Origin of the sequence: Paenibacillus lemnae (genome assembly GCF_012933385.1) — a bacterium.
Classification (GTDB): Bacteria; Bacillota; Bacilli; order Paenibacillales; family Paenibacillaceae; genus Paenibacillus_AQ; species Paenibacillus_AQ lemnae.
On sequence record NZ_JABBPN010000002.1, the window covers coordinates 87,132 to 109,034 of the forward strand.

The following is a 21,903-nucleotide window of genomic DNA, read 5'->3' on the forward strand; positions in this document are numbered from 1 at the left end:
GAAGAACCCGCGCCCTCAGCCTTTAACTGATCCCAGCATGACACCTTTCGCAAAATGCTTCTGTAAAAATGGATACACCAGCAGGATGGGCACTGTAGCAAACACAATGACGGCCATGCGGATCGTTAATGGCTGCACATCCATCTCATCAAAACTGGAATCCCCCACCCGGCTTTGTGCGAGAATGACGATTTCTCTAAGCAGAACCTGAATCGGCCATTTATCGTTATCATTGATGTACAGAATAGCATTAAAGAACGTGTTCCAATGAGCCACTGCATAAAATAAACCGAATGTTGCCATCGCCGGCAGTGACAACGGAAGGACGATGCGAATGAGAACCCCCATATCATTGCAGCCATCGATCTTGGCCGAGTCCTCCAGTCCGTCAGGAATCTGCTGAAAGAAATTCTTCAGCACAATCAGATTAAAAGCGCTGATCGCACTCGGTATCATCAGAGACCAGAGTGTATTGGTCATATTTAAAGCGTTGACAACAAAGTAGGTTGGGATCATCCCCCCGCTAAACAGCATGGTAATCAGTACCCCGAGCAATATAGGATTTCTCCCTCTGAGATGGGGCTTGGACAGCGGATAAGCCATAAGCGATGTAAATGCGAGATTGATGAATGTTCCTACCACCGTAATATAGATAGATACGAGCAGGCTCCTCGGAAGCGTATCGGATGAAAAAATATACTGGTATGATACAAGCGACCATTCCTTCGGCCATAAAATCAGTCCGCCCTTGGCGACTTCAGCCGGACTGGCGAAGGAAACCGCCAGTACATAGATGAATGGCATCACGCAAAGTATTGCGACTATGAACAATATCGAATGGTTAATGATATCAAACAGGCGATTGCCCCAGGTTTGATCTTGACGCACATGGATTCCCTCCTGTCATATTCCAAGCAGGCTTCATAATTTAGTACACGCCTTCTTCTCCGAACCGTTTGGCCATCCAGTTGGAGCCAAGAACCAGAATCAGTCCGACGAAGGATTTGAACAAGCCGACTGCTGCGCTGTAACTATACTGCGCCTGCGTCATCCCCTTGGTGTACACGTACGTATCGAACACTTCACTCACTTCCCGGTTCGTCGGTGTAATCATAAGGAAGATTTGTTCAAAGCCAGAGTCCAGGAAGTTCCCCAGCCGCAGGATGAGCAGGATAATAATCGTGCTGCGAATGGCAGGAAGGGTAATATGCCATAGCTGACGCCAGCGTCCCGCTCCATCAATCCGGGCAGCCTCATACTGCTGCAGGTCTACTCCAGCCAAAGCTGCAAGGAAGATAACCGTTCCCCAGCCAACTTCCTTCCAAATGGACTGGGATACGATCATGGTTCTGAACCAGTCCTTTTCCAGCAGAAACGCGATTTTTTCTCCCGTAATTTGATAGATAATTTCGTTTAGAATCCCGTTCTCCGTCGTAAACAAAATATAGAAGATACCCACGACGACAACCCAGGAAACAAAGTGTGGAATGTAAATCAGTGTTTGGACAAATCGCTTGAATCGCTCCCTCCGCAATTCATTCAGCATCAGTGCCAAAATAATCGGCAGTGGAAAGAAAAAAATTAAATTGTATAAAGCCAAAACAATGGTATTGCGAAACAGCATCCAAAACTGAGGTTCGCTGAAAAAACGCTCAAAATGTTTGAAACCGACCCATGGGCTTCCGAAAAATCCAGTGTACGGTTTGTAGTCCTGAAATGCCATGCTCACACCATACATTGGCACATATTTAAATATGACAAAGTACAGCACACCGGGCAGCAGCATCAGATACATCCACCTGTCCCTGACCAGATCACGAAGTAATTGCCTTCTCTTCTGCATACGCAGCTCCCTCTTCGTCTGCGGGACTGCATTTGCTTCTGTTGGAGCTTGATTTGTTTCCATAGCACCTCTCCCCCTGCATTGAATGAACAAGCATTCATGCCCTGTTGTATGCGTTTTCTTGTCCCCAATTATGAATCAGCAGATGGATACCAGGCTATACTCCGTTTATGACTTCAAGGACTGTGATCGGAAAAACATTGTACCTGTAAGGATTTCTAGGAATTCGTGTCCCTTCTGGTATGCCGGATTGCACCACGAATATGCAGCATTTGACCTGGTGCAGCACTCATTAAGATACAGAAGATGATCTGGCTATTCTTAAAAAAGTACAAAGCAAAAGCCGAACGACAGCGTTCGGCTTTTTGCTCTTTAGATATAAAACATGCAGCTGCAATCTTTGGCCTAGAACCCTTTCTAAGCCGTTAACTATCTTTTCTCATTATGCTTCTGATCACGGTACTGGCCCGGAGTGATGCCAAATGTTCGCCGGAATGTTCGAATGAAAGCACTGATGTTGGTGTAGCTTACCTTTTTACCGATTTCGGATACTTTCATTTCAGTAGTGTCTAACAAATTTTTGGCCACATTCATACGATACTGGCTTAGATATTCGCTAAAAGATACGTCCATTTCTTTTTTGAACACACGGCTGACATAGGCAGGGTTGAAGTTTAAAATCGCCGCACAGTATTCAAGTGAAATATCTTTCTCGTAATGGTCATGCACAATCTCTAGAATACGGCGGGTAATGTTCACAAACTGCTTGTCCGCCATATCTTCCAAAATACTGATTACCGGCTTAAATAACCGATGTTGAAACCAGCCTGCAATTTCATTTCGCGTCTGCATGCGAAGCAGATGATTCAGCTCATCTTCACCATCCCAGACCTGCTTCATGGAATATCCCTGCTCCTGGAGCATGCTTAAGGTTCTGGAGGCCAGCTGGAGCAGCAGCATGTGGTGCTCTTGATGAAATCCATCCTTGCATAGCAGTTCATCCAGATATTGCTCGAACTGCTGCTCAGCCTTTTCTGTCTGACGCTCTTCCAGAGCAAGCAAAATTTGGTCTTCAATCCGCTTTAGTTTAATGTAAGCATTCTTTTCTATACTGCCTTGATCCTCAATGTCAGCATAGCATACGATGATGTTGGGTCCGAGAACAAAGCGCATTTTGAGTGCTGCCAGACTTTCATGATAGGCCCGTTTCGTATCCGATAACCGCTTGAACGGATGGCTGATACCGATGCTGCATTCAAGCCCCAGATATTCTTCAACCTTAGCCTTGATTTCCCGGGCGGTTTCATTAAACAACTCCTGTCCGGCTTCGATACGCTCCTCTTTACATGTCAGCAGGGTAACCTGCGAATGATTGAGAACGATCGGACTGAAGCGGGCTTCCTCAGGCAGTATTTCTGAAACAATGTTGTTAACCGCAAACAGAAGCAGTTCTCTGTCCTGTTCCTGGAACCGTGTCTGCTGAAGGTTATCCAGCTCAAGTGTCAGTACCCCGAGACTGGCCCATCCGCAAGGAAATCCATATCTTTCCGAAGCGTACGGATCATCTGCACCCGGCATCTGCTCGGTAAACAGCTTTAAAACATAGAATTCCCGCAAGTGAATGGTTTGGGACTTCATTTGTCTGTCGAGCTCATTTCGGGATACAGCCAAGGAATTCAGACTGTCCTGGATATACTCAAACTCATCCTTGCGTTCTTGTCCGATTCTCTGCGGCTGGACATTAGCAGCAAATTCCTGAAGTCTCCGGATTGGGGAATACATTCGCTGACTCCCGAGAAGGGAAACAATCAACACGGTCAAAATGATGCCGAAACAGGCGGCAGCTGTAATCAGTGCTATCTTGCCTGTCTGATCCGTAACCTTGTCTAATGAGACGACGGAGACATAGGTCCAGCCATTGTAATCCGATTTGGAATACAGCACACTAACCTTGTTTCCTTTACTTTCAGCGTGGAAAGCTCCGTTTGAAATTCCGTTTTGCTGCACTTTTCCAAAGACCTGTCTGTTAATGGATTGATATGCTTCTCTGTCAGCTGCCGGTGATAAAAAGGCATTCCCCTGTTCATCCAAGATATATTGGGCAGCTCTAAGATTGACAGGCTCCAGCATACTGCGGATATCCTTAGCTGTAATTTGGAGAATCAGGATCCCCAAGGGAGCCGTGTTTCTGGTAAGCAGAGGTATTTTATTTACTAATCTGAGGGTAGTATTCGTCTCCTTGTTACTGTTCCAGCCCTCCATTTCTGGATGATCTGCAGTTTTAGAAATTTCTTCTGAACCCGTTACCCAGAAAATACTGTCTTTATGATCCAGATAACGATTTAATTCGGTGCTGTTCATTCCTTCCAAAGATTTTAACGAATTTAAATCCACCACCCAGCCATGCTTTAGATTGATTACATAAACCTGATTTAGAATAGTCTGGGTCTGCAGGTTAAACATCTCTTTCATCAGCTCTCGGACCTGAATGAAGTCCTGGCCGCTTAGCCTGCTGTTCATGACAGATGATAGCAGCGAGGAATTCTCGAACTGCAGTGCGGTACGCTGCATAGAATCAAGCACCTGCTCCACCCTCATCCGGGTTTGGTTCAGCAGATGCATATTTCCCTCGTTCACCTTCTCCTCTACATCTTTAGCTGCAATAAAATATGAAAAGAAGCCGATTAGAATGGTAGGAAAAGAGCCCAGCAACAAACTGTATATGAGTATCTTTGATTTGAATTTTCCCAATATAGCTTGCTCCCCTAATACAATTTGGATTGTAGACGATCCGAACAGAGCCGCCAAGTGAGTCTGTGAACAGACAACACCATTTACAGCTGATTGTTAACGTTTGCAAAAAAATCCTGTTTTAAGAGAATAACACATAAGTACATTATTTTTAGCATATTATGTGCTGGTTTGTCAGCTTTTTTATAAAAATATGTTCTGTTTTTTCAGGAAAACAAAAAAACAGATTTCTCCATAAGTGTGAAGAAACCTGTCTTAACGATCATACATATCATCATTTATCCGAAATCGAAGTACATTCCCAGTGTCTCAGCAGGCAAGCTTTAGTGATCTCATTAAAGTGTGCGCGCCTTCTCCTCCGGCCGTTCTACAAACCATGTGATCAGTACAAACAGCAAAAATGCCAGCAGCAGCAGACTGCCCCCTACGATGAAGAAAATCAATACAAACGTCTCATTCAGGTTAAACGGGTTAAAGTTATACATCCACATGCCGACAGTTAATCCAATCGACCCGACAATCGAGAGTATGCCGTGCACGGCCACCATTTTCTTATATTTGATCGTATATACCTTGTAGAAAATCCCCCATGCAAAAACGGACAGCCACCCGGCAAGCAAAATATGAGCATGAATCGGGCGCATGGCATAATCCATTTCCCCCGCCATCTGGGAACCGATAAAGGTTCCGATAAATCCAAAAATCGCAGCCAATCGAATCAGCCGGATACTCCATATTTTTTCCATAACATAACAACCTCGCTTCATGATCATTTCAGGGGCAGCGTAACGGTAAATACACTGCCTCGGCCAGCTTCACTTTGCACCGTCACGGACCCCTGATGAAGATTTACAATTTGCTGGACGATCGACAGACCAAGGCCTGCACCGTCCATTTTTCTCGACTCATCGACACGGAAAAACCGCTCAAACACTTCTTCTGCCGCCTCTTCAGGAATACCCACACCTGTATCCTTGAACATTACCCTCGCCTTATCGCCATCCTGTGCAAGCTCGATATAGATGCTGCCCCTATGCCGGTTATATTTGATCGCATTGGTGAGCAGATTATCCCATACATTCGCTAGCAGCTCTGAATCTCCCTTGATGGCCACCGGCTCCATCTTGTACGTCAGCTCAATGTCCTGCTCCTCCAGGCGCCAGCGGTATCGCTTCAGCGTCATCTTCAGCTGCCGATCCAGGGATACCTCTCCATATTTGACCGGATAGGAAGCCTGATCCAGCGAGGTCAGCAGCAGCAGCTGCTTGGTAAGATTGGACAGCCGTCTCGACTCCTGATCGATAATATTCAGATACTCCAGACGTTCCTGATCGTTCAGATCCGGTGATTTCAATACCTCCGCATAGCCCTGGATATTCATAAGCGGAGACTGGAAGTCATGGGACACATCACTGATAAAAGCTTTTCGGGCGGTATCATTGTGCTGCAGCTGCTTCTGCATCCGGTTAAAACTTTGAGCCAGCTGGCCGATCTCATCCTGCCGGTCGATATGCAGCGGATAGCTGAAATTCTCTTTGGTGATTTCTTGCGTCGCTTTCGTCAGCTCGACAATCGGCTTCAGCAGCTGTCTTGCCAGCCATACCATGCCGATGATGCTGACCAGCGCAATAGCCATGACAAATCCGGCAAGCACCGTATGGACATCCGAGAACAGCAGCCGCCGATCCGGTCTTAGAAATAACCCATATGACTCCCCATTGAATTGAAACGGAACACCCACTGTGTTCTTCAGCTCATTTGCAAAATGCCCCATCATAAACGTCTGTTTCGGAAAATCATTCATACCGTGATAAATATCCTGATGGGTAATGACCCGCCGGGCAGCTGCAGGCAGTGCTGTATCCTTGAACGGCTCGCCAAAATAGTACTCCTGCCCATCTGCACCCAGCACATACATCTGATATCCCAGCTTTCCAATCGATTTCAAATACGCCTCAAAGCCGTCAGGAGAGCTGTGCATATGTTCAAGCACATCAACAATCTCGGTGGCGATGGCTGTATTCTGCAGATCATTTTCCTTCTTGGTGACGGTCATATACACAAAGTTGGCGAGTCCGAAAGCAATCAGAATGCTGACGACCAAAATACATAAGGTGGCCACAATGAATTGCCGGTTCAGGGTCTTCATACTTCGAGTACCTCCAGCTTGTACCCGATGCCGCGAATCGTATGAATCTCAACATTGGCATGTGATCGCTTAAGCCGGTCACGGATGCGGTTGATGTGCGTGTTCAGGGTCAGCTCATTGCCTTCATAATCAAAGCCCCAGGCCTGCTCGATCAGCGCACTGCGTGTCGTAATCCGTGATGCCCGCGAGATGAGCAAACTAAGCAGCTCGAACTCCTTCAAGGGGAGGATCAGCGTCTCATCATTCACCGTCACTTCATAATGTCTGCGATCCATATACACATTACCTGCCTGCAGCGTGGACTGGATGGAACGTTCATGCCTGCGAAGCACAACAGCCACCCGAAACAGAAGCTCCTTGGGCTCAAAAGGCTTTACGATATAATCTTCCGTCCCGGATAAAAAGCCCTCTTCTTTATCCTCCAGCTGTCCCTTGGCGGTGAGCAGAATGACCGGAATGGACATGTCCTGGGTCAACAGCCGTGTCAGTTCAAAGCCGTTCATACCAGGCATCATCACATCGACAATCGCAAGATCCGCATGCTGTCCTTCAAGCAAATCAAGTGCTTCGTGTCCGCTGCCAGCCTGCAAAGTGCTGTAGCCTTCCCGTTCAAGGTGAATGGAGACCAGCTGACGGATATAGGCATCGTCATCCACCACAAGTATCTTCATGCCATCTCCTCCTGTTCAGGCCTATCGGTATTGTACATGAGTAATATAAATTGAATATGAACAAAGCTTGTCATTCATAGAATCAAGGACATTGGATTAAACTACCTTAACGCTGAACGGATTGCTAACTCATGTTCTGCGGATGAGGAGAGTGATGAATGATGAGCCGACTGGAACATTGGCTGAGCCAGGAGAGCCATAATTATATGCTGATCGCTGCAGCCGCCATTCTGTTTTTTGCTGTCAAAGCTGTAATTGGATACTACACCTTTCGCCACTATAACCGGCAGCTCAAAGAGCTCCAGGCCAAAATAGAACTGCTGCTCCAGCAGGAGCAGCATAACACATCCAAGTAAAATAAGCTGAAAGTCTGCCCTGCGGATAAGGAGCAGACTTTCAGCTTATTTGCGGAAACATAAGCCGCTGTGGAGCAAACATTTCAGATCAATGCGGCACGAACAGCAGCTGCAGGATAAACAGCACCGCAAAAAAGTACATCAGCGGATGCACCGCACGGAATTTACCGCTTACGACCTTCATTAGAGGGTAAGCAATAAATCCGAGGGCGATGCCCGTGGCAATACTGGAAGTCAGCGGCATCGTCAGAATGACGATAAACGCCGGGAATGCTTCATCGAAGTCATTCCACTCAATGCCCCGCACATTACCCAGCATGAGACAGCCTACAACGATCAAAGACGGGGCCGTAATAGCCGACAAGCCGGAGACCGCTCCGATAACCGGACCGAAAAAGGCCGCAACGGCAAACAATACCGCTACAACGACAGCCGTCAGTCCTGTACGCCCCCCGGCCCCAACACCTGCCGCAGACTCAATGTAGGCTGTGGTCGGACTGGTACCTACCATGGATCCGGCGACCGTAGCGACAGAATCGGAAAGCATGGCGCGCTCGGATCGCGGCAGCTTGTTATCCTTCATCAAACCGGCCTGCTGGGCTACACCGACGACGGTACCTGTCGTATCGAATAAAGTAACAAGCAGGAACGAAAATACAACCGCATAGAGACTGTGAGAAATCACATCCCCTGCTGCTTCAATCGGGTTCCAGACCAGAATACCTTCAGGCAGTGTCGGTACAGATACAATGCCGTTAAAGGTCAGCATTCCTGCGAAATAGGCAATAGCTCCCGTCAGTATCATTCCGATAAACAACGCACCTTTGATCTTCCGTGCCAGCAGGATCAAGGTAATAGCAAGCCCCGTCAGAGCTAGAATCGCAGAGGGCTGATGCAGATCTCCCAAGGCGACGAGGTTTTCCGGATGAGCCGTAATAATCCCGCTCATTCTCAAACCGATAAAAGCAATAAATAATCCGATGCCCGCTGAGATGGCATGCTTCAGGTTATGAGGAATAATCTGAATCAAGCGGCTGCGCAGCGGGGTCAGCGACAGCAGCAGGAACAGGATACCCGCGATAAAGACGGCGGAGAACGCTTCGAGATAGGACAGGTTCTCATGTCCCTGAACGACCGAATATGTAAAATAGGCATTCAATCCCATACCCGGAGCGACCGCAATCGGATATTTGGCCACCAGTCCCATTAGCAGTGTACCAATGACCGCTGCAATGACGGTTGCTGTAAAGCTCTGTTCAAACGGAACGCCCGCCCCGGAAAGAATCAATGGATTGACAACCATGATATAGGCCATTGTAAAAAAAGTCGTCGCCCCGGCAATGATCTCGGTTTTTACCGACGTACCGTTGGCTTTTAAATCAAACACTGGACTTCCCCCTGTTGTTCAAGTTAAATATCTGATGATGCTATAGGCAGAAAAACATACTTTCCTATTATAGGGGACATCCCCGTTTTCGCCAACCCGATTTAACATGTATACTTCTTTATATAGATTATCCCGGAAAGGAGTGTCCATGCATGTGCGGCAGATTTACTTTAACCGTAACCTGGGAAGAGCTCATGAATCACTTCCTGATTGACGCCGAATCTCTTCCGCCTTTTCACACTCCAAAATACAATGTCGCCCCGACCCAGATGGTAGCCGCAGTCATCCATGACGGCCGCAGCCGCCGGATCGGCCAGCTCCGCTGGGGCTTGATTCCCTCTTGGGCTAAAGATGCTTCCGCAGCAGCGAAAATGATCAATGCCAGGAGTGAGACGCTAGAGAACAAGCCTGCTTACAAAACCCCTTTTCTGAGAAAAAGATGCCTGATCCCGGCCGACAGCTTCTACGAATGGAAGAAACAGGATGCCTTGAAAATCCCGTATCGGATATGCAGAAAGGACGGCGGCATCTTCAGCATGGCCGGACTGTATGACATCTGGACTGCTCCAGACGGAAGCCGGGTGAGTTCCTGCACCGTCATCACCACGACACCCAACCAGCTCATGGAACCCATTCATAACCGGATGCCGGTCATTCTGGACCGTGAGCATGAGGATCTGTGGCTGAACCGGAATGCATCTGCGGATGAGTTAAAATCTCTGCTCATTCCATATCCGGATGATGACATGCAGGCCGTTCGCGTCAGTATGACCGTCAACTCTGTACGCAATGACAGCCCGGAATGCATCCAGTCGGTAACCGAGGAATAACCGGCGCGTTTGACATCGAAAAATAAGCACAAATAAACGGCAGCTCGCAGATCCAAGCTGGCGTTTATTTGTGTTACATATTGCTGCTAGTACGTCCCTATCTCCGATTCATCCGAAAGCGATCGTTAACGGAACATGCCCCACAGCTTGATCAAATGAAACGTGTTCTTGGGATCGATCCGCTGTGCAATGACAAACTGAACAATTTGCTGTTCCTCTGTGGGGCTCAGCTTCTCACCCAGAATGCCAGCACATGTCCGGACCACCTGATATACCTTTGTACTGTTTTGAAGATCACTGCGGGATAACCCCTGCACAACCCCTTTGATCCGTTCTTTGATCGCAGGGTTCTTCATCTTGGACTTGATCCGCTCCACAAGCTGGGGATTGATCCCATACTGCTGATAACTCAATGGCATTCACACCTCCCGTATATTCCCATCATGGTGAGTATATGATGTAAGCCTGTCCATTGTGCCGGAAAAATCAGTCAATCAAGTCCCCTTGAAAAATCTGTTCCTGCCGTAAATATTCCCTGAGTGCTGTAAAGGCTGGTGAGGTCCAGAACGACGCCTCGCCGACCAGTGCCGCGGCATCATCTCTGGCCTTCTCCACAACTTCATAATCTGCCACCATATCAGCGATACGGAACTCCGGCAATCCGCTTTGTTTGGTGCCGAAGAAATCACCCGGTCCGCGCAGATCCAGGTCACGGCGCGCCACCTCAAATCCGTCCTCGGTCTCTGTCATAACCTCCATACGCTCCCGGCCGACCTCGCTTTTAGGATCCGCGATCAGGATACAATAGGAGGCGTGCGCGCCCCGTCCTACCCGGCCCCGAAGCTGATGCAGCTGAGAGAGGCCGAAGCGGTCTGCATCCATAATGATCATCAGCGTTGCGTTAGGAACATCGACACCGACCTCTACTACGGTAGTTGAGATCAGAAGCTGCAGCTCATTGCTGTAAAAGCCCCGCATGACTTCGTCCTTCTCACCCGGTGTCATCCGCCCGTGCAGCAGACCTACCGCATAATCAGGAAAAGCCTGCTGCATCTGCACATGAAGATCAATGGCATTCTGCACATCCAGCTTGTCCGACTCTTCAATCAGCGGACAGATCAGATATGCCTGCCGGCCCTGTTCTACCTCCCGACGGATAAAGCCTAATACACGGTCCATCAGATCATGCTTGACCCAATGTGTAGTTATCGGGATGCGTCCCTTGGGCCGCTCCGACAGTGTCGATACATCCATATCGCCAAATGCCGTAATGGCCATAGTCCGCGGTATAGGCGTCGCTGTCATCGTCAGCACATCCGGGTTATATCCTTTACGGCGCAGAACACTGCGCTGATTCACACCGAACCGGTGCTGCTCGTCCGTTACCACAAGCCCAAGCTGACGGAAAAAGACATCCTCCTGGATCAGGGCATGCGTACCTACAATAATATCCGTAAGCCCCATTTGCAGGGATGCCAGCAGCTCCTTTCGCCTCTTGCCTGTCACACTCCCTGTCAGCAGACCCACGCTTACACCGAAGGGCTCAAACATCTTCTGGAGAGAGCGCATATGCTGCTCAGCCAGAATCTCAGTAGGCACCATCAGCGCACCCTGGCATCCTGATCGGACCGTCGTGTACAGCGCAATGGCGGCCACGACGGTTTTCCCGGACCCTACATCGCCCTGAAGCAGTCGGTTCATACAGTAAGGCGAACGCATGTCATGCAAAATTTCGAGCTCTACTTTTTTCTGGGCATCGGTCAATTCAAACGGCAGGCTCCGGACAAATTCGCGGATTGTCGCGTTGTCGGCGGTGTGCACGACCCCGTCCATTTTCTCGTGATTGATCGCACGATATGCCTGCATCTTGAGTTGAAACATAAACAGCTCTTCATACACCATACGCTTTCTGGCCTGCTGTCCTTCGCCCGTATCAGAAGGCTGATGAAGAGCTGCAATCGCCTGTTTGCGGGGCATAAGATCATATTTATGAAGCAGCGCCGGCGGAAGAATCTCCGGAATCATCTCGCCATACTGCTGAAGTGCTTGTGTCATCGTTTTGCGGATCCAGGATTGTGTGATTTTCCCGCCGATCGAGTATACAGGCTGCAGTGTACCGCTCCGCACTGCACCTTTATCCGGGAACTCGGATTCTGTCACCGTCAGCTGCAGGCGCCGCTGATCCCATTTCCCGGTAAGCACAATTTCTCTTCCAGCAGTAAGCTGATCCTTCAGAAAATGCCGGTTGAACCAAGTCGCTGTGAACATCCAGTTTTCGGCGAGCATTTTGCAGGACAGCCGTGACTTCTTTCCATACCGCTGCAGCACAGGCATGCCCGCAATTTTAGCCTGAATGGTGATGCGGTCTCCATCCTTGACTTCACTTAACGAACGGAGCCGGTAATCCTCGTACCGGAACGGGTAGTATTCCAACAGATCTTTAACCGTAGAGACGCCAAAGGCGTGAAGCTCCCCTTCTTTCAGGGCGCTCACGCCGTTGATCTTCCTCACGGATATTTGGTCCAGATCGAGACTCATTCTTTTCCCCCAATCAAGCCGGCCAGATATACGCGGCGATGGTTCCAGGACCAACATGGGTGCCGACAACTGCCCCGATATCAGAGTATGTCGTCTCTTCTATCGTAAACACAGCCGAAAGCTGCTCCAGAAAATCATGGACTGAAGCAGGATCTGCTGTAGTCCCCACCGCTACCTTAATATGTGTAACGCCTGGCAGATCACGCTGAAACACTTCAATGATCCGTGACGTTGCTTTCTTGCGTCCTCTTACTTTGTCGACCGGATAAATAACCCCTTCCCGGTCGATGGATAAAATCGGTTTAATGTTCAGCAGCGTGCCTAATACAGCAGAAGCCTTCCCAATCCGTCCGCCCTTCTGCAAATACTCCAGCGTATCCACCAGAAAATACAGCTGACGCTTGCTGCGCAGCTCCTCGGTCGATGCTACGATCTCTTCCAGCGTGCGGCCTTCAGAAGATAGCTTCGCTGCATGAACTACAAACATGCCAAACCCGTACGAAGCCGATTTGGAATCCCAAACCGTCACCTGGCCCTGCAGGTTCTCTTGTATCAAATCAGTAGCAAGCCTGGCCGATTGATAGGTTCCGCTCATTTCGGATGACAGGTGCATCGACAGAATTCTGCAGTCCGGGTATTTATTAAAAATGTCTTCATACGCGGCCACAAAATCTGCAGGCGAAGGCTGGGAAGTGGTAGGGAGCTGGCTTGACTCCACGAGACGCTTGTAAAACTGTGACGCCGTAATATCTTTTCCGTCCAGATAAGCATCACCGCCAAACAAAACGCGCAGCGGAACAATGGTTATATTATATTGCTCCACCAGATCCACCGGAATGTCCGATGTACTATCGGTTACAATCACCGTTTTACTCACGCAGTACCCCTCCTGTAATGACCCTCATATTCTAGCTTAATTTAGAGACTAAGCTTCGACAGAGAACAGGTATGCATAAATCGGCTGTCCCCCGTAATGCACTTCCACTTCCGTATCCGGATACTGCTCTTCGAGCCATCCTGTCAAGCTTTCTGTAATTTCTTCTGTCGCATCTTCACCTGTGAGCAGGGTAATAATTTCATCACCGGAATGCAGCATTTTCTCAAGCAGCTCCTGACAGGCTGTCTTCAGATCGGCTGCAGCTGCCACGATCTTGGAGTTCTGTATACCGATAAATTCTCCGGCCTTGATCTCCAGTCCGTCGATCAGCGTGTCCCGGACCGCATACGTGACTTGTCCGGACTGCACACGGGAAACGGCCTCCAGCATGTTCTCGGTGTTGGTTTCAATGCTCTCATCCTCCTGGAATTCAAACGCAGCGGCCATCCCCTGAGGAATCGTCTTGCTCGGAATTACCGTAACATTGCGTTCACCCTCAAGCAGTTCTCTTGCCTGCTGGGCAGCAAGCACAATGTTGGAGTTGTTAGGCAGAATGAAAATCTGCTGTGCTGATATGGTAGAAATCGCATTCACAAAATCCTCTGTGCTCGGATTCATCGTCTGTCCGCCGGACAGAACAACATCTACGCCAAGACTTTTAAAGATATTGGAGATCCCTTCACCGGAAGACACAGCGATAAATCCATAAGGGGCCAGTTCATCTGCAGGCGGAACGGCCGGAGCTTCCGGTGTCTTCTCTTCTGCCGGAATATCGGCAAACAGTTCCGGCATTGGTGCAATATCCATCCCGGTTGTCAGAAGATCCCGGTGCTGCTCTCTCATGTTCAAAATATGGATTTGTGTAATTTCACCATACAGCAGAGCGAGATTCAACACTTCACCCGGCGCTTTGGAGTGAACATGTACTTTGATCGTTTCATCATCTGCTATCACAATGATGGAATCCCCGTTCACGGCAAGCGAATTACGGAACTTGTCTTCATTGAATTCAGCTGCAGGGCTTCCACCCAGCTGGCGATTGATAAAAAACTCCATATCATATAAAAACTCAATATCTTCGGTAGAGATTTTGGACTGTGCCGATGTAGGCACCTGAACACCTGCATGCTCCAAAGTAGCTAATGCGCTGGCTGAGGCCTTGGTCTGTTCTTCCGTACGCGCTGACGATGTGACAGGCGACTCGGATCGATCCTCATTTTTCAGCGCTCTCAAAAAGCCCTCGTAAATATAAACGAGTCCTTGTCCACCAGAGTCCACGACACCAACCTGCTTCAATACCGGCAGCAGCTCCGGCGTGTGGGACAGTGCCTCCTTCGCTTTGGCAAGCACCTGCTCCATGAGCTCCACAATATCCGTGCTTCGGCGCGAATAGTATACAGCATGCTTGGCCGCTTCCTTGGCTACCGTCAGAATTGTACCTTCTACCGGTTTAACAACGGCCTTATACGCTGCGTCCACACCGGTTTGAAGAGCAGCAGCAAACTGACTGCTGTTCAGTTCGTTAAAGCTCGCAGAATAACGGCTGAATCCTCGGAACAACTGAGACAGGATTACACCGGAGTTCCCCCGGGCACCCATCAGCAGACCCTTGGAAAGCACACCGGCACTATGTCCGATCGACTCCGAATATTTGCTTTTTAATTCAGCTACTCCAGCGGTCATCGTCAAATTCATATTGGTTCCCGTGTCACCATCCGGCACCGGAAATACATTCAGGGCATTGACGTGTTCTGCATGCAGCTGCAGTTGTTCCGCTCCGGCTAGTACCATTGCGGTAAATTCTGTTCCATTCAAAGAACGCTTACTCAATGAGAATTCCCCTTCCTGGCATCATACAAAAAACGCTTCAAATGTAAATTTAGATGAAATAAAATTTCCGATACCTGAGGTTATGAACCCTCTGGCAGCGGGTCAAGGCAAACGGCTGACCGGCCTTATATTGATACATAAGCATGATCATAAAAACACATCCATATCGTACCATTCCAAAATATTATGGACTAAACAGTATTGTACTATAAGAATAAAGAGAAATAAATGTTTTTAGGATAGTTGACGCCGCAATTTTTACTGTGATATTATATTTAAGTATTGTTTTATACAGGGTTATGAAACAAGGAGGTGTAATCTATGTCTCGCAAATGTTATGTGACAGGCAAGAAACCAAGCAGTGGTAACCACGTTTCTCACGCCAACAACCACAACAAACGTTCTTGGGGTGTAAACGTTCAGAAGGTTCGTATTCTCGTGGACGGCAAGCCAAAACGTGTATACGTCAGCACTCGTGCTTTGAAATCCGGTAAAGTGACTCGCGTATAACTGTTAAAGAAAAACTTCTTTTACCTACAGCTTGCTAAGCTGTATGGGATAAGGAGTTTTTCTTGCTGTTGAATACATATGTAAGGTTAAAAAGCACCTGCTGCATACAGGGTGCTTTTTTTGTGCGTTGTATGATCATCTGACTTTAGCTTGACACGGTCTGGCAGCCAAGAGTTACGGCGGATCGCCGTTATGTTACGCTTCCATTCTCGTTTCCCCGTGCTGCCGTACCGTGCGGAGGTTTGTCTATGCCTATACAAGCGGTCAGCCTTTATGAAATGTGTTTAATATGGCCTTCACAAAACCTCCCAGAAACTTCGGCAGCTTGAACGTATAAAATTTCATGTCTCACCCTCCCCATCATTCTCATAACCCTGCTGTTATTTTATGCACCAAGCCCAGCGATGTGAACAATAACAAAAAAGGCTACACGAGAACCCAGCTCATGTAACCATATTTATGCAGTGAGACACTGCCCTATGCATCTATCGCCAAAGTGGATAAGGCTTAGACTTGTACGCTTTTTCGGATTTCTTCAATCGCAGCCGCCCGGTCGGCAGTTCCAAATACGGCACTGCCAGCGACCAGAACGTCGGCTCCGGCACGGGTGACCAGCGGTGCTGTCTCTGCCGTAATGCCGCCGTCCACCTCAATGTGGGTCTCGGGGCGGCTCCCCTGTGAAATCCACTCACGAAGCTGCTTGATTTTCTGAACCGTCCGGCCGATGAATTGCTGTCCTCCAAATCCAGGATTGACGGTCATGACCAGTACCAGATCCAGATCAGGAAGCACTTCCTGCAGCACATGAGCCGGGGTTCCCGGATTGATGGCAGCTCCGGCCTTCACGCCGTGCTCCTTAATCAGATGAATGACACGATGGAGATGCTGACACGTTTCCGCGTGAACCGTGATATAGTCGGCTCCCGCCTTGGCAAAATCGGCGATATAACGCTCCGGCTGCTCAATCATCAGATGAACATCCAGCGGCAGGGTAGTATGGGGACGAATTGCTTGTACGATCGGCGGTCCCAGTGTCAGGTTGGGCACAAAATGGCCGTCCATAACATCCACATGAATCCAGTCTGCTCCGCCCGACTGAGCCTCGGCAATTTCTGCTCCCAGCTTGGCAAAATCCGCTGATAGAATAGATGGTGCAATTTTGATCATCCGCTAATACCTCCGTTTCATGTCTTTTATTTCCGTAAAAAACTCCAGGTAATGCCGGTACCGGCTCTCTGCCACTTTGCCCTCTTCCTTGGCTTGCAGAACCCGGCATCCCGGCTCATGCGTGTGGCTGCAGCCCCGGAACTTGCATTCCTCGGCATAAGCGGTGAATTCCCGAAAGCAGCCTGTCAGCTCTTCGATGCCCAGCTCCATAAAATCCAGCTGGCTGAATCCTGGTGTATCTGCGACGAATCCGCCGTTATCCAGTTCAATCAGCTCCACATGCCGGGTTGTATGACGTCCCCTGCCCAGCCGCATACTGATTTCGCTGGTTTCCAGCGTCAGCCCAGGCACCAGCGCATTCAATAAAGAGGACTTGCCAACTCCCGATTGTCCCGAAAAGACGCTGATTTCCCCGGCCAGCCTTTGCTTCACTTCTTCTGTGCCAGTTCCCAGCAGAGAGCTGGTAATAATCACTTGATATCCAATGGATTCATATAATTCCTTAACCCGCTCTGCCGAATGGTCTTCACTGCCCGCAAGGTCCTGCTTGGTGATCAAAATCAGAGCATCCAGGCCTGCATGCTCAATATGTACAAGAAACTTATCCAGCAGCAGCAGATTCATATCCGGTTCCCGAACCGAAAACAGTAAAACCGCCAATCCGACATTAGCGACTTGAGGACGAATTAATTGGGAAGACCGTGGAAGTATTTCATCCACGGTCCCTTCCCCATTCTCTGTCAATGAATATCGGACACGGTCCCCGACCAGCGGGGACTCGCCTCTTTTTTTGAAAATGCCGCGGCCTCTGCATTGAACCGATGGTTCCTTACCGGAAATCAGGCCTTCTCTCAGAGGTTTTACATAGTAATAGCCGCTAAGCGCCTTGACGATCAGTCCTTCCAGCATGCACACGCCTCACTTTCCTATTCTTCATCCGCAGGTGCCGGAACTTCCGGGACCTCCTCATTGTTTTCGTTATCTTTATCTTTACCTTTACCTTTGTCTTTACCATTACCGTTACCCTGGCCTCGATTATTACCTGGTCCCGCCGGAGGTTCATTGTCCTCTCCGTTACTCTCAGGGGTCACCTCATCATCATTGCCCTCTCCGCCATCTTCTGGCGGATCCGTAATGACAGGCTCATCAGGCACAGCCGGCTGCGGAGGATCAATTGTCGGCTCGGTAACAGTGCCGTTCTTGGCATCTGTATAAGACACAACGAACGTATCGAGTGCACGGCCATCTCTATAAATCGAAACGGTACCGTCCTTGTCCGGAGACAACACCATCTCGACCGGAACGATCTCTGTCGTGCTGACTTCACGGTTTGCAGCTTCCTGGTTGTCTCCACGTGCATCCGAGTAAACAACCCGGATTTTACTCGCCTGTCCTTCTACTACAGGTGCGACGGGTACTTTAAATGTGTAATTCAGTGCATCCGATGGATACCCGGAACTGACGACGATATTTTGCTCTGTTCCAGGTGTCGCCATCGAATCCGGATCCCAAGGCCACTGGGACAGCACTTTCCCTCGCTCTACAGTGAAACTTGGCTCGTCTTTGACAGTACCGACTCTCAAACCGAGAGACTCGATCCTGCTCTGAGCCTCACTGCGTGTCATGCCCGTGAGATCAGGCATCTTCACTTCGGCTTTGCCCTTGCTGACCACGAGCTCTACTTTTACAGTGTCAGGATCAAATTCAGTACCGTTTGCCGGAACTTGGGAAATCAAGGTGCCGGCAGGAATCGTATCATGATTCTCTTCTGACGTTTCAATGGCATCCTCATTCACTTTTTGTTCATTTAAAAGTGACAATGCCTCGTCCAGGGTAGCATCGGAAAGATCCGGCATCGTGCTGAGCGGCTTCACCGCTCCGACAGAAAGCTGGACGATCGCCCCCTCTTTGACAATGGCTCCTTCAGCCCTGCTTTGCGCAAATACAATTCCTTCTTCTACACCCTGCTTGTATTCCCGGATAACTTCTTCATCCACGACCAAACCGACCTCTTGTAATTTTCGGACAGCCTCTTCTTCGGTCAATGTAATGACACTTGGAACCGTCACATCTTTTACTTCCAGCATTTGACCTACGAAAAAGACGATACCCGCAATGATGCCCAAAAACAGCAGGCTTAAACCAACAATCAGCGCCGGCTTCTTTTTATTCTTTTTGGCCGGTTTCTCCGAAGTTTCCTCTTTCATAGGAGGTACAGGTCCGTCATCATCATCATCATCATTCGAAACGACTGGTGCAGCATTCCCGCTTCGCTGCATGCTTTTGATGGCAGGCATGACCATCGTCTGATCTTCATCATCCTCGAAATCCAGCTTCGGCTCATCACGCCGGATCGGCAGAAGACAAGTATCCAGATCGACCATCATCTCATCCGCAGACTGATAGCGCTCCTGCGGGTTTTTACGCATGGATTTCAAAATAATGTTTTCCACACTTTGAGGAATCAGCGGATTGACTTCTCTAGGCTCTTCAAATTCCTCTTGAAGATGCTTCAGCGCAACACTGATCGGGCTTTCTCCCAGAAAAGGAAGGCGGCCGGTCAACATTTGATACATCACAATACCCAAGGAGTACAGATCCGACTTCTCGCCAGTAGCCACACCTTTGGCATGTTCCGGAGAGAAATAATGAACCGAACCGACCACAGAACCCGTTTGAGTGATGGTGGTTGATGTAACTGCACGTGCAATTCCAAAATCTGTAACTTTAACACGGCCGTTGCGTCCGATCAAAATATTATGCGGCTTAATATCCCTGTGAATAATCTGGTTTTGATGGGCATGCTCCAGCGCATCACAAATCTGGGATGCAATGCGAACCGCTTCATCCACCTGCAAGGGAGCCCGTTCCTTAATAATCTCATTCAAATTATTACCGTCGATACACTCCATGACGATGTAATGAATATCGTCCTCTTGGCCCACATCGTAAATGCTGACTACATTCGGATGTGACAATGATGCCGCAGATTGAGCTTCTCGCCGAAACCGGCGGATAAACTCTTCGTCATGCACAAACTGCTGGCGCAGCACTTTGATCGCTACATTCCGGTTGAGCAGAATATCCTGGGCCTTGTAGACCAATGCCATTCCGCCGCCGCCGATTCGCTCAATAACCTTGTAACGACCAGCCAATTCATGTCCGATCATGAATTCCACCCCTTTGTACGCTGCTGGCCGTTTCTCCTTGATGCTGCAGCAGGGCGACAGTAATATTGTCATCGCCCCCGGCAAGAAGAGCCAGTTGAAGCAAACGGTCTGCTTTTTCTTCCAGAGGAAGATCCGCCGCGCCGACAATTTGACCAATCGACTCACGGCTGACGAGATTGCTGAGTCCGTCGCTGCATAGAAGCAGGGCCTCCCCTGCCCCCAGCCCGACAGAATTCAGCTCGACATTCACTTTGGAATCCGTGCCAAGAGCACGAATTAAAACATTTCTCCGTGGATGTGTCTTCAGCTCTTCCTCGGTAATTTGACCGTTTTTAAACAATTCATTCACCAGCGTGTGATCTTCTGTAAGGAGCTCTACCTTGCTGCCTGAGACTTTGTAAGCCCGGCTGTCTCCAATATGACCAATATAGCCTTCATCATTCCGCAGGAGTACGGCCACAATGGTAGTTCCCATGTTGTAAAGCCGCTCATCTCCGGACGCTTCACGGTAAATCACCTCATTCGCATGAAGAATGGCTTCCATCAGCAGTACCCGCAGCTCGTTCATGGATAAATCAGAAACCAGACTATTCAAGTCTTCAGCCACCGTCTGAACTGCAAGCCTGCTGGCTGTATCGCCAGCAAGGTGTCCCCCCATACCGTCGGCAACAATGCCGAGTGTATAGCCATGCTCCAAATGACGGACCAGCACCGAGTCTTCATTGACCTGGCGCACCCGACCCACATGACTTACATGAACCGTATTGATCAAGTTCTTCTCACCCCAACTCCATATGCTTGGCCCGAAGCTGACCGCAGGCGGCAGCAATATCATGGCCTTGTTCACGGCGAATCGTCACATTAACGCCTTTATCCGACAGTGCACGCTGAAATTTAAAAATATCGCTGCGCGAAGTCCGAACATACTTCCGTTCCGGCACGTGGTTCACCGGAATCAAGTTAACATGGCAGTTCATATCCTTGATGACATCTGCCAATTCCTCGGCATGCTCAACCTGATCATTAACACCGCCGATCAAAGCGTATTCGAATGTTATGCGGCGGCCTGTTTTGGCCTGGTAGTACCGAAGCGAATCAATCACATCATCAAACGGAAAACGACGGTTAACCGGCATCAGCTTCGAACGAAGCTTATCGTTCGGTGCGTGAATGGAAATGGCCAGGTTAATCTGGGTGTTCTCATCCGCAAACTGATAGATATTTGGCACAATGCCGCTTGTGGACACCGTAATATGACGCTGCCCGATGTTCAGTCCTTTTTCGTGAATCATGGTCCGCAGAAATTTCATCGTCTCATCATAATTCTCAAAAGGCTCGCCTGAGCCCATGATGACGATACTGCTGACACGCTCCCCTTTCGGATCGAGCATTTTCTGTGCCTGTACTACCTGAGCAGTGATCTCACCCGCTGTCAGATTACGCTTCAGTCCGCCCAGTGTCGATGCACAGAACGTACAGCCAATCCGGCATCCCACCTGGGTAGTTACACAAATACTGTTACCGTAGTTATGCTTCATGATGACCGTCTCAATAGCATGATCATCATGCAGGCCGAACAAAAATTTAACTGTACCGTCTTTGGACTCAAAGCGGGTAATCTCATTCAATGTCACAAAGCTGAATTGTTCAGTCAGCTTGGCGCGCAGCTCTTTGGACAGATTGCTCATCTCTTCAAAGGAGTCTACGCGTTTCACGTAGAGCCATTCATAAATCTGTGTGCCGCGAAAGGCAGCTTCACCATTTTCCTGTGCCCATTGCTGAAGCTCTTCCAGGGACAAATCATATATAAAAGGGTTCATCTCA

Annotated in this window: 20 protein-coding genes; 3 read left to right on the top strand and 17 right to left on the bottom strand. The window is 49.0% G+C overall.

What is annotated here, in order from left to right:
* Window positions 1-15 precede the first annotated feature (15 nt).
* From HII30_RS02375 to HII30_RS02400, 6 genes are all read right to left on the bottom strand, one after another.
* Window positions 16-888 carry an ABC transporter permease subunit gene (locus HII30_RS02375; RefSeq protein ID WP_169503337.1) on the bottom strand — a complete coding sequence of 291 codons (873 nt, stop codon included), beginning with the start codon at window positions 886-888 and terminating at the stop codon, window positions 16-18.
* A 40-nt stretch (window positions 889-928) separates the two neighbouring features.
* A complete protein-coding gene (locus tag HII30_RS02380) occupies window positions 929-1,906 on the bottom strand; it encodes an ABC transporter permease (protein ID WP_169503338.1) in 978 nt (325 codons plus the stop codon).
* Between the two features lie 366 nt (window positions 1,907-2,272).
* Window positions 2,273-4,465: a helix-turn-helix domain-containing protein gene (locus tag HII30_RS02385; protein WP_246245970.1), complete on the bottom strand. Its 2,193-nt coding sequence runs from the start codon at window positions 4,463-4,465 to the stop codon at window positions 2,273-2,275.
* Window positions 4,466-4,929: 464 nt separating this feature from the next.
* Entirely contained in the window at window positions 4,930-5,340 is a 411-nt protein-coding gene (locus HII30_RS02390; protein ID WP_169503340.1) for a hypothetical protein, read from the bottom strand.
* Between the two features lie 23 nt (window positions 5,341-5,363).
* Window positions 5,364-6,743 carry a sensor histidine kinase gene (locus HII30_RS02395; protein WP_169503341.1) on the bottom strand — a complete coding sequence of 460 codons (1,380 nt, stop codon included), beginning with the start codon at window positions 6,741-6,743 and terminating at the stop codon, window positions 5,364-5,366.
* Window positions 6,740-7,414: a response regulator transcription factor gene (locus HII30_RS02400; protein ID WP_169503342.1), complete on the bottom strand. Its 675-nt coding sequence runs from the start codon at window positions 7,412-7,414 to the stop codon at window positions 6,740-6,742. Before HII30_RS02400 ends, HII30_RS02395 begins: the two co-directional genes overlap by 4 nt.
* 158 nt (window positions 7,415-7,572) lie before the next feature.
* Between HII30_RS02400 and HII30_RS02405 the strand changes: the two genes are divergently transcribed.
* A complete protein-coding gene (locus HII30_RS02405; RefSeq protein ID WP_169503343.1) occupies window positions 7,573-7,770 on the top strand; it encodes a hypothetical protein in 198 nt (65 codons plus the stop codon).
* An 88-nt stretch (window positions 7,771-7,858) separates the two neighbouring features.
* Here the strand turns inward: HII30_RS02405 and HII30_RS02410 are convergent, their stop codons facing one another.
* On the bottom strand, window positions 7,859-9,157 hold the full coding sequence (locus tag HII30_RS02410; RefSeq protein ID WP_169503344.1) for a solute carrier family 23 protein: 1,299 nt from the start codon (window positions 9,155-9,157) through the stop codon (window positions 7,859-7,861).
* 152 nt (window positions 9,158-9,309) lie between these two features.
* Between HII30_RS02410 and HII30_RS02415 the strand changes: the two genes are divergently transcribed.
* Window positions 9,310-9,987 (top strand): SOS response-associated peptidase, encoded by a 678-nt coding sequence (locus tag HII30_RS02415; protein WP_169503345.1) that lies wholly within the window; start codon window positions 9,310-9,312, stop codon window positions 9,985-9,987.
* Between the two features lie 125 nt (window positions 9,988-10,112).
* Here HII30_RS02415 and HII30_RS02420 read toward each other — a convergent pair whose 3' ends face one another.
* The 4 genes from HII30_RS02420 to HII30_RS02435 form a co-directional block, all read right to left on the bottom strand.
* Window positions 10,113-10,400, bottom strand: a complete 288-nt coding sequence (locus HII30_RS02420) for a stage VI sporulation protein F (protein ID WP_169503676.1) — start codon at window positions 10,398-10,400, stop codon at window positions 10,113-10,115.
* Window positions 10,401-10,473: 73 nt separating this feature from the next.
* Window positions 10,474-12,525 (bottom strand): ATP-dependent DNA helicase RecG, encoded by a 2,052-nt coding sequence (recG, locus tag HII30_RS02425; RefSeq protein WP_169503346.1) that lies wholly within the window; start codon window positions 12,523-12,525, stop codon window positions 10,474-10,476.
* A gap of 13 nt (window positions 12,526-12,538) precedes the next feature.
* Window positions 12,539-13,402, bottom strand: a complete 864-nt coding sequence (locus HII30_RS02430) for a DegV family protein (RefSeq protein ID WP_169503347.1) — start codon at window positions 13,400-13,402, stop codon at window positions 12,539-12,541.
* A gap of 48 nt (window positions 13,403-13,450) precedes the next feature.
* Window positions 13,451-15,232, bottom strand: a complete 1,782-nt coding sequence (locus HII30_RS02435; RefSeq protein WP_169503348.1) for a DAK2 domain-containing protein — start codon at window positions 15,230-15,232, stop codon at window positions 13,451-13,453.
* A gap of 321 nt (window positions 15,233-15,553) precedes the next feature.
* On the opposite strand from HII30_RS02435, the gene rpmB reads away from it, so the two are divergent.
* Window positions 15,554-15,742 (top strand): 50S ribosomal protein L28, encoded by a 189-nt coding sequence (gene rpmB, locus HII30_RS02440; protein ID WP_046680294.1) that lies wholly within the window; start codon window positions 15,554-15,556, stop codon window positions 15,740-15,742.
* 264 nt (window positions 15,743-16,006) lie between these two features.
* On the opposite strand, the gene spoVM is transcribed toward rpmB, so the two are convergent.
* From spoVM to rlmN, 6 genes are all read right to left on the bottom strand, one after another.
* Complete coding sequence (gene spoVM, locus HII30_RS02445) at window positions 16,007-16,087, bottom strand: stage V sporulation protein SpoVM (protein ID WP_095263314.1); 81 nt, start codon at window positions 16,085-16,087, stop codon at window positions 16,007-16,009.
* A gap of 162 nt (window positions 16,088-16,249) precedes the next feature.
* Complete coding sequence (rpe, locus tag HII30_RS02450; protein ID WP_169503349.1) at window positions 16,250-16,909, bottom strand: ribulose-phosphate 3-epimerase; 660 nt, start codon at window positions 16,907-16,909, stop codon at window positions 16,250-16,252.
* Between the two features lie 3 nt (window positions 16,910-16,912).
* Window positions 16,913-17,818 (bottom strand): ribosome small subunit-dependent GTPase A, encoded by a 906-nt coding sequence (rsgA, locus tag HII30_RS02455; protein ID WP_169503350.1) that lies wholly within the window; start codon window positions 17,816-17,818, stop codon window positions 16,913-16,915.
* 17 nt (window positions 17,819-17,835) lie between these two features.
* A complete protein-coding gene (gene pknB, locus HII30_RS02460) occupies window positions 17,836-20,079 on the bottom strand; it encodes a Stk1 family PASTA domain-containing Ser/Thr kinase (protein ID WP_169503351.1) in 2,244 nt (747 codons plus the stop codon).
* Window positions 20,066-20,851 (bottom strand): Stp1/IreP family PP2C-type Ser/Thr phosphatase, encoded by a 786-nt coding sequence (locus tag HII30_RS02465; RefSeq protein ID WP_169503352.1) that lies wholly within the window; start codon window positions 20,849-20,851, stop codon window positions 20,066-20,068. The genes pknB and HII30_RS02465 overlap by 14 nt, the downstream gene beginning before the upstream one ends.
* 7 nt (window positions 20,852-20,858) lie before the next feature.
* Complete coding sequence (gene rlmN / locus HII30_RS02470) at window positions 20,859-21,899, bottom strand: dual-specificity RNA methyltransferase RlmN (protein WP_169503353.1); 1,041 nt, start codon at window positions 21,897-21,899, stop codon at window positions 20,859-20,861.
* Window positions 21,900-21,903 lie beyond the last annotated feature (4 nt).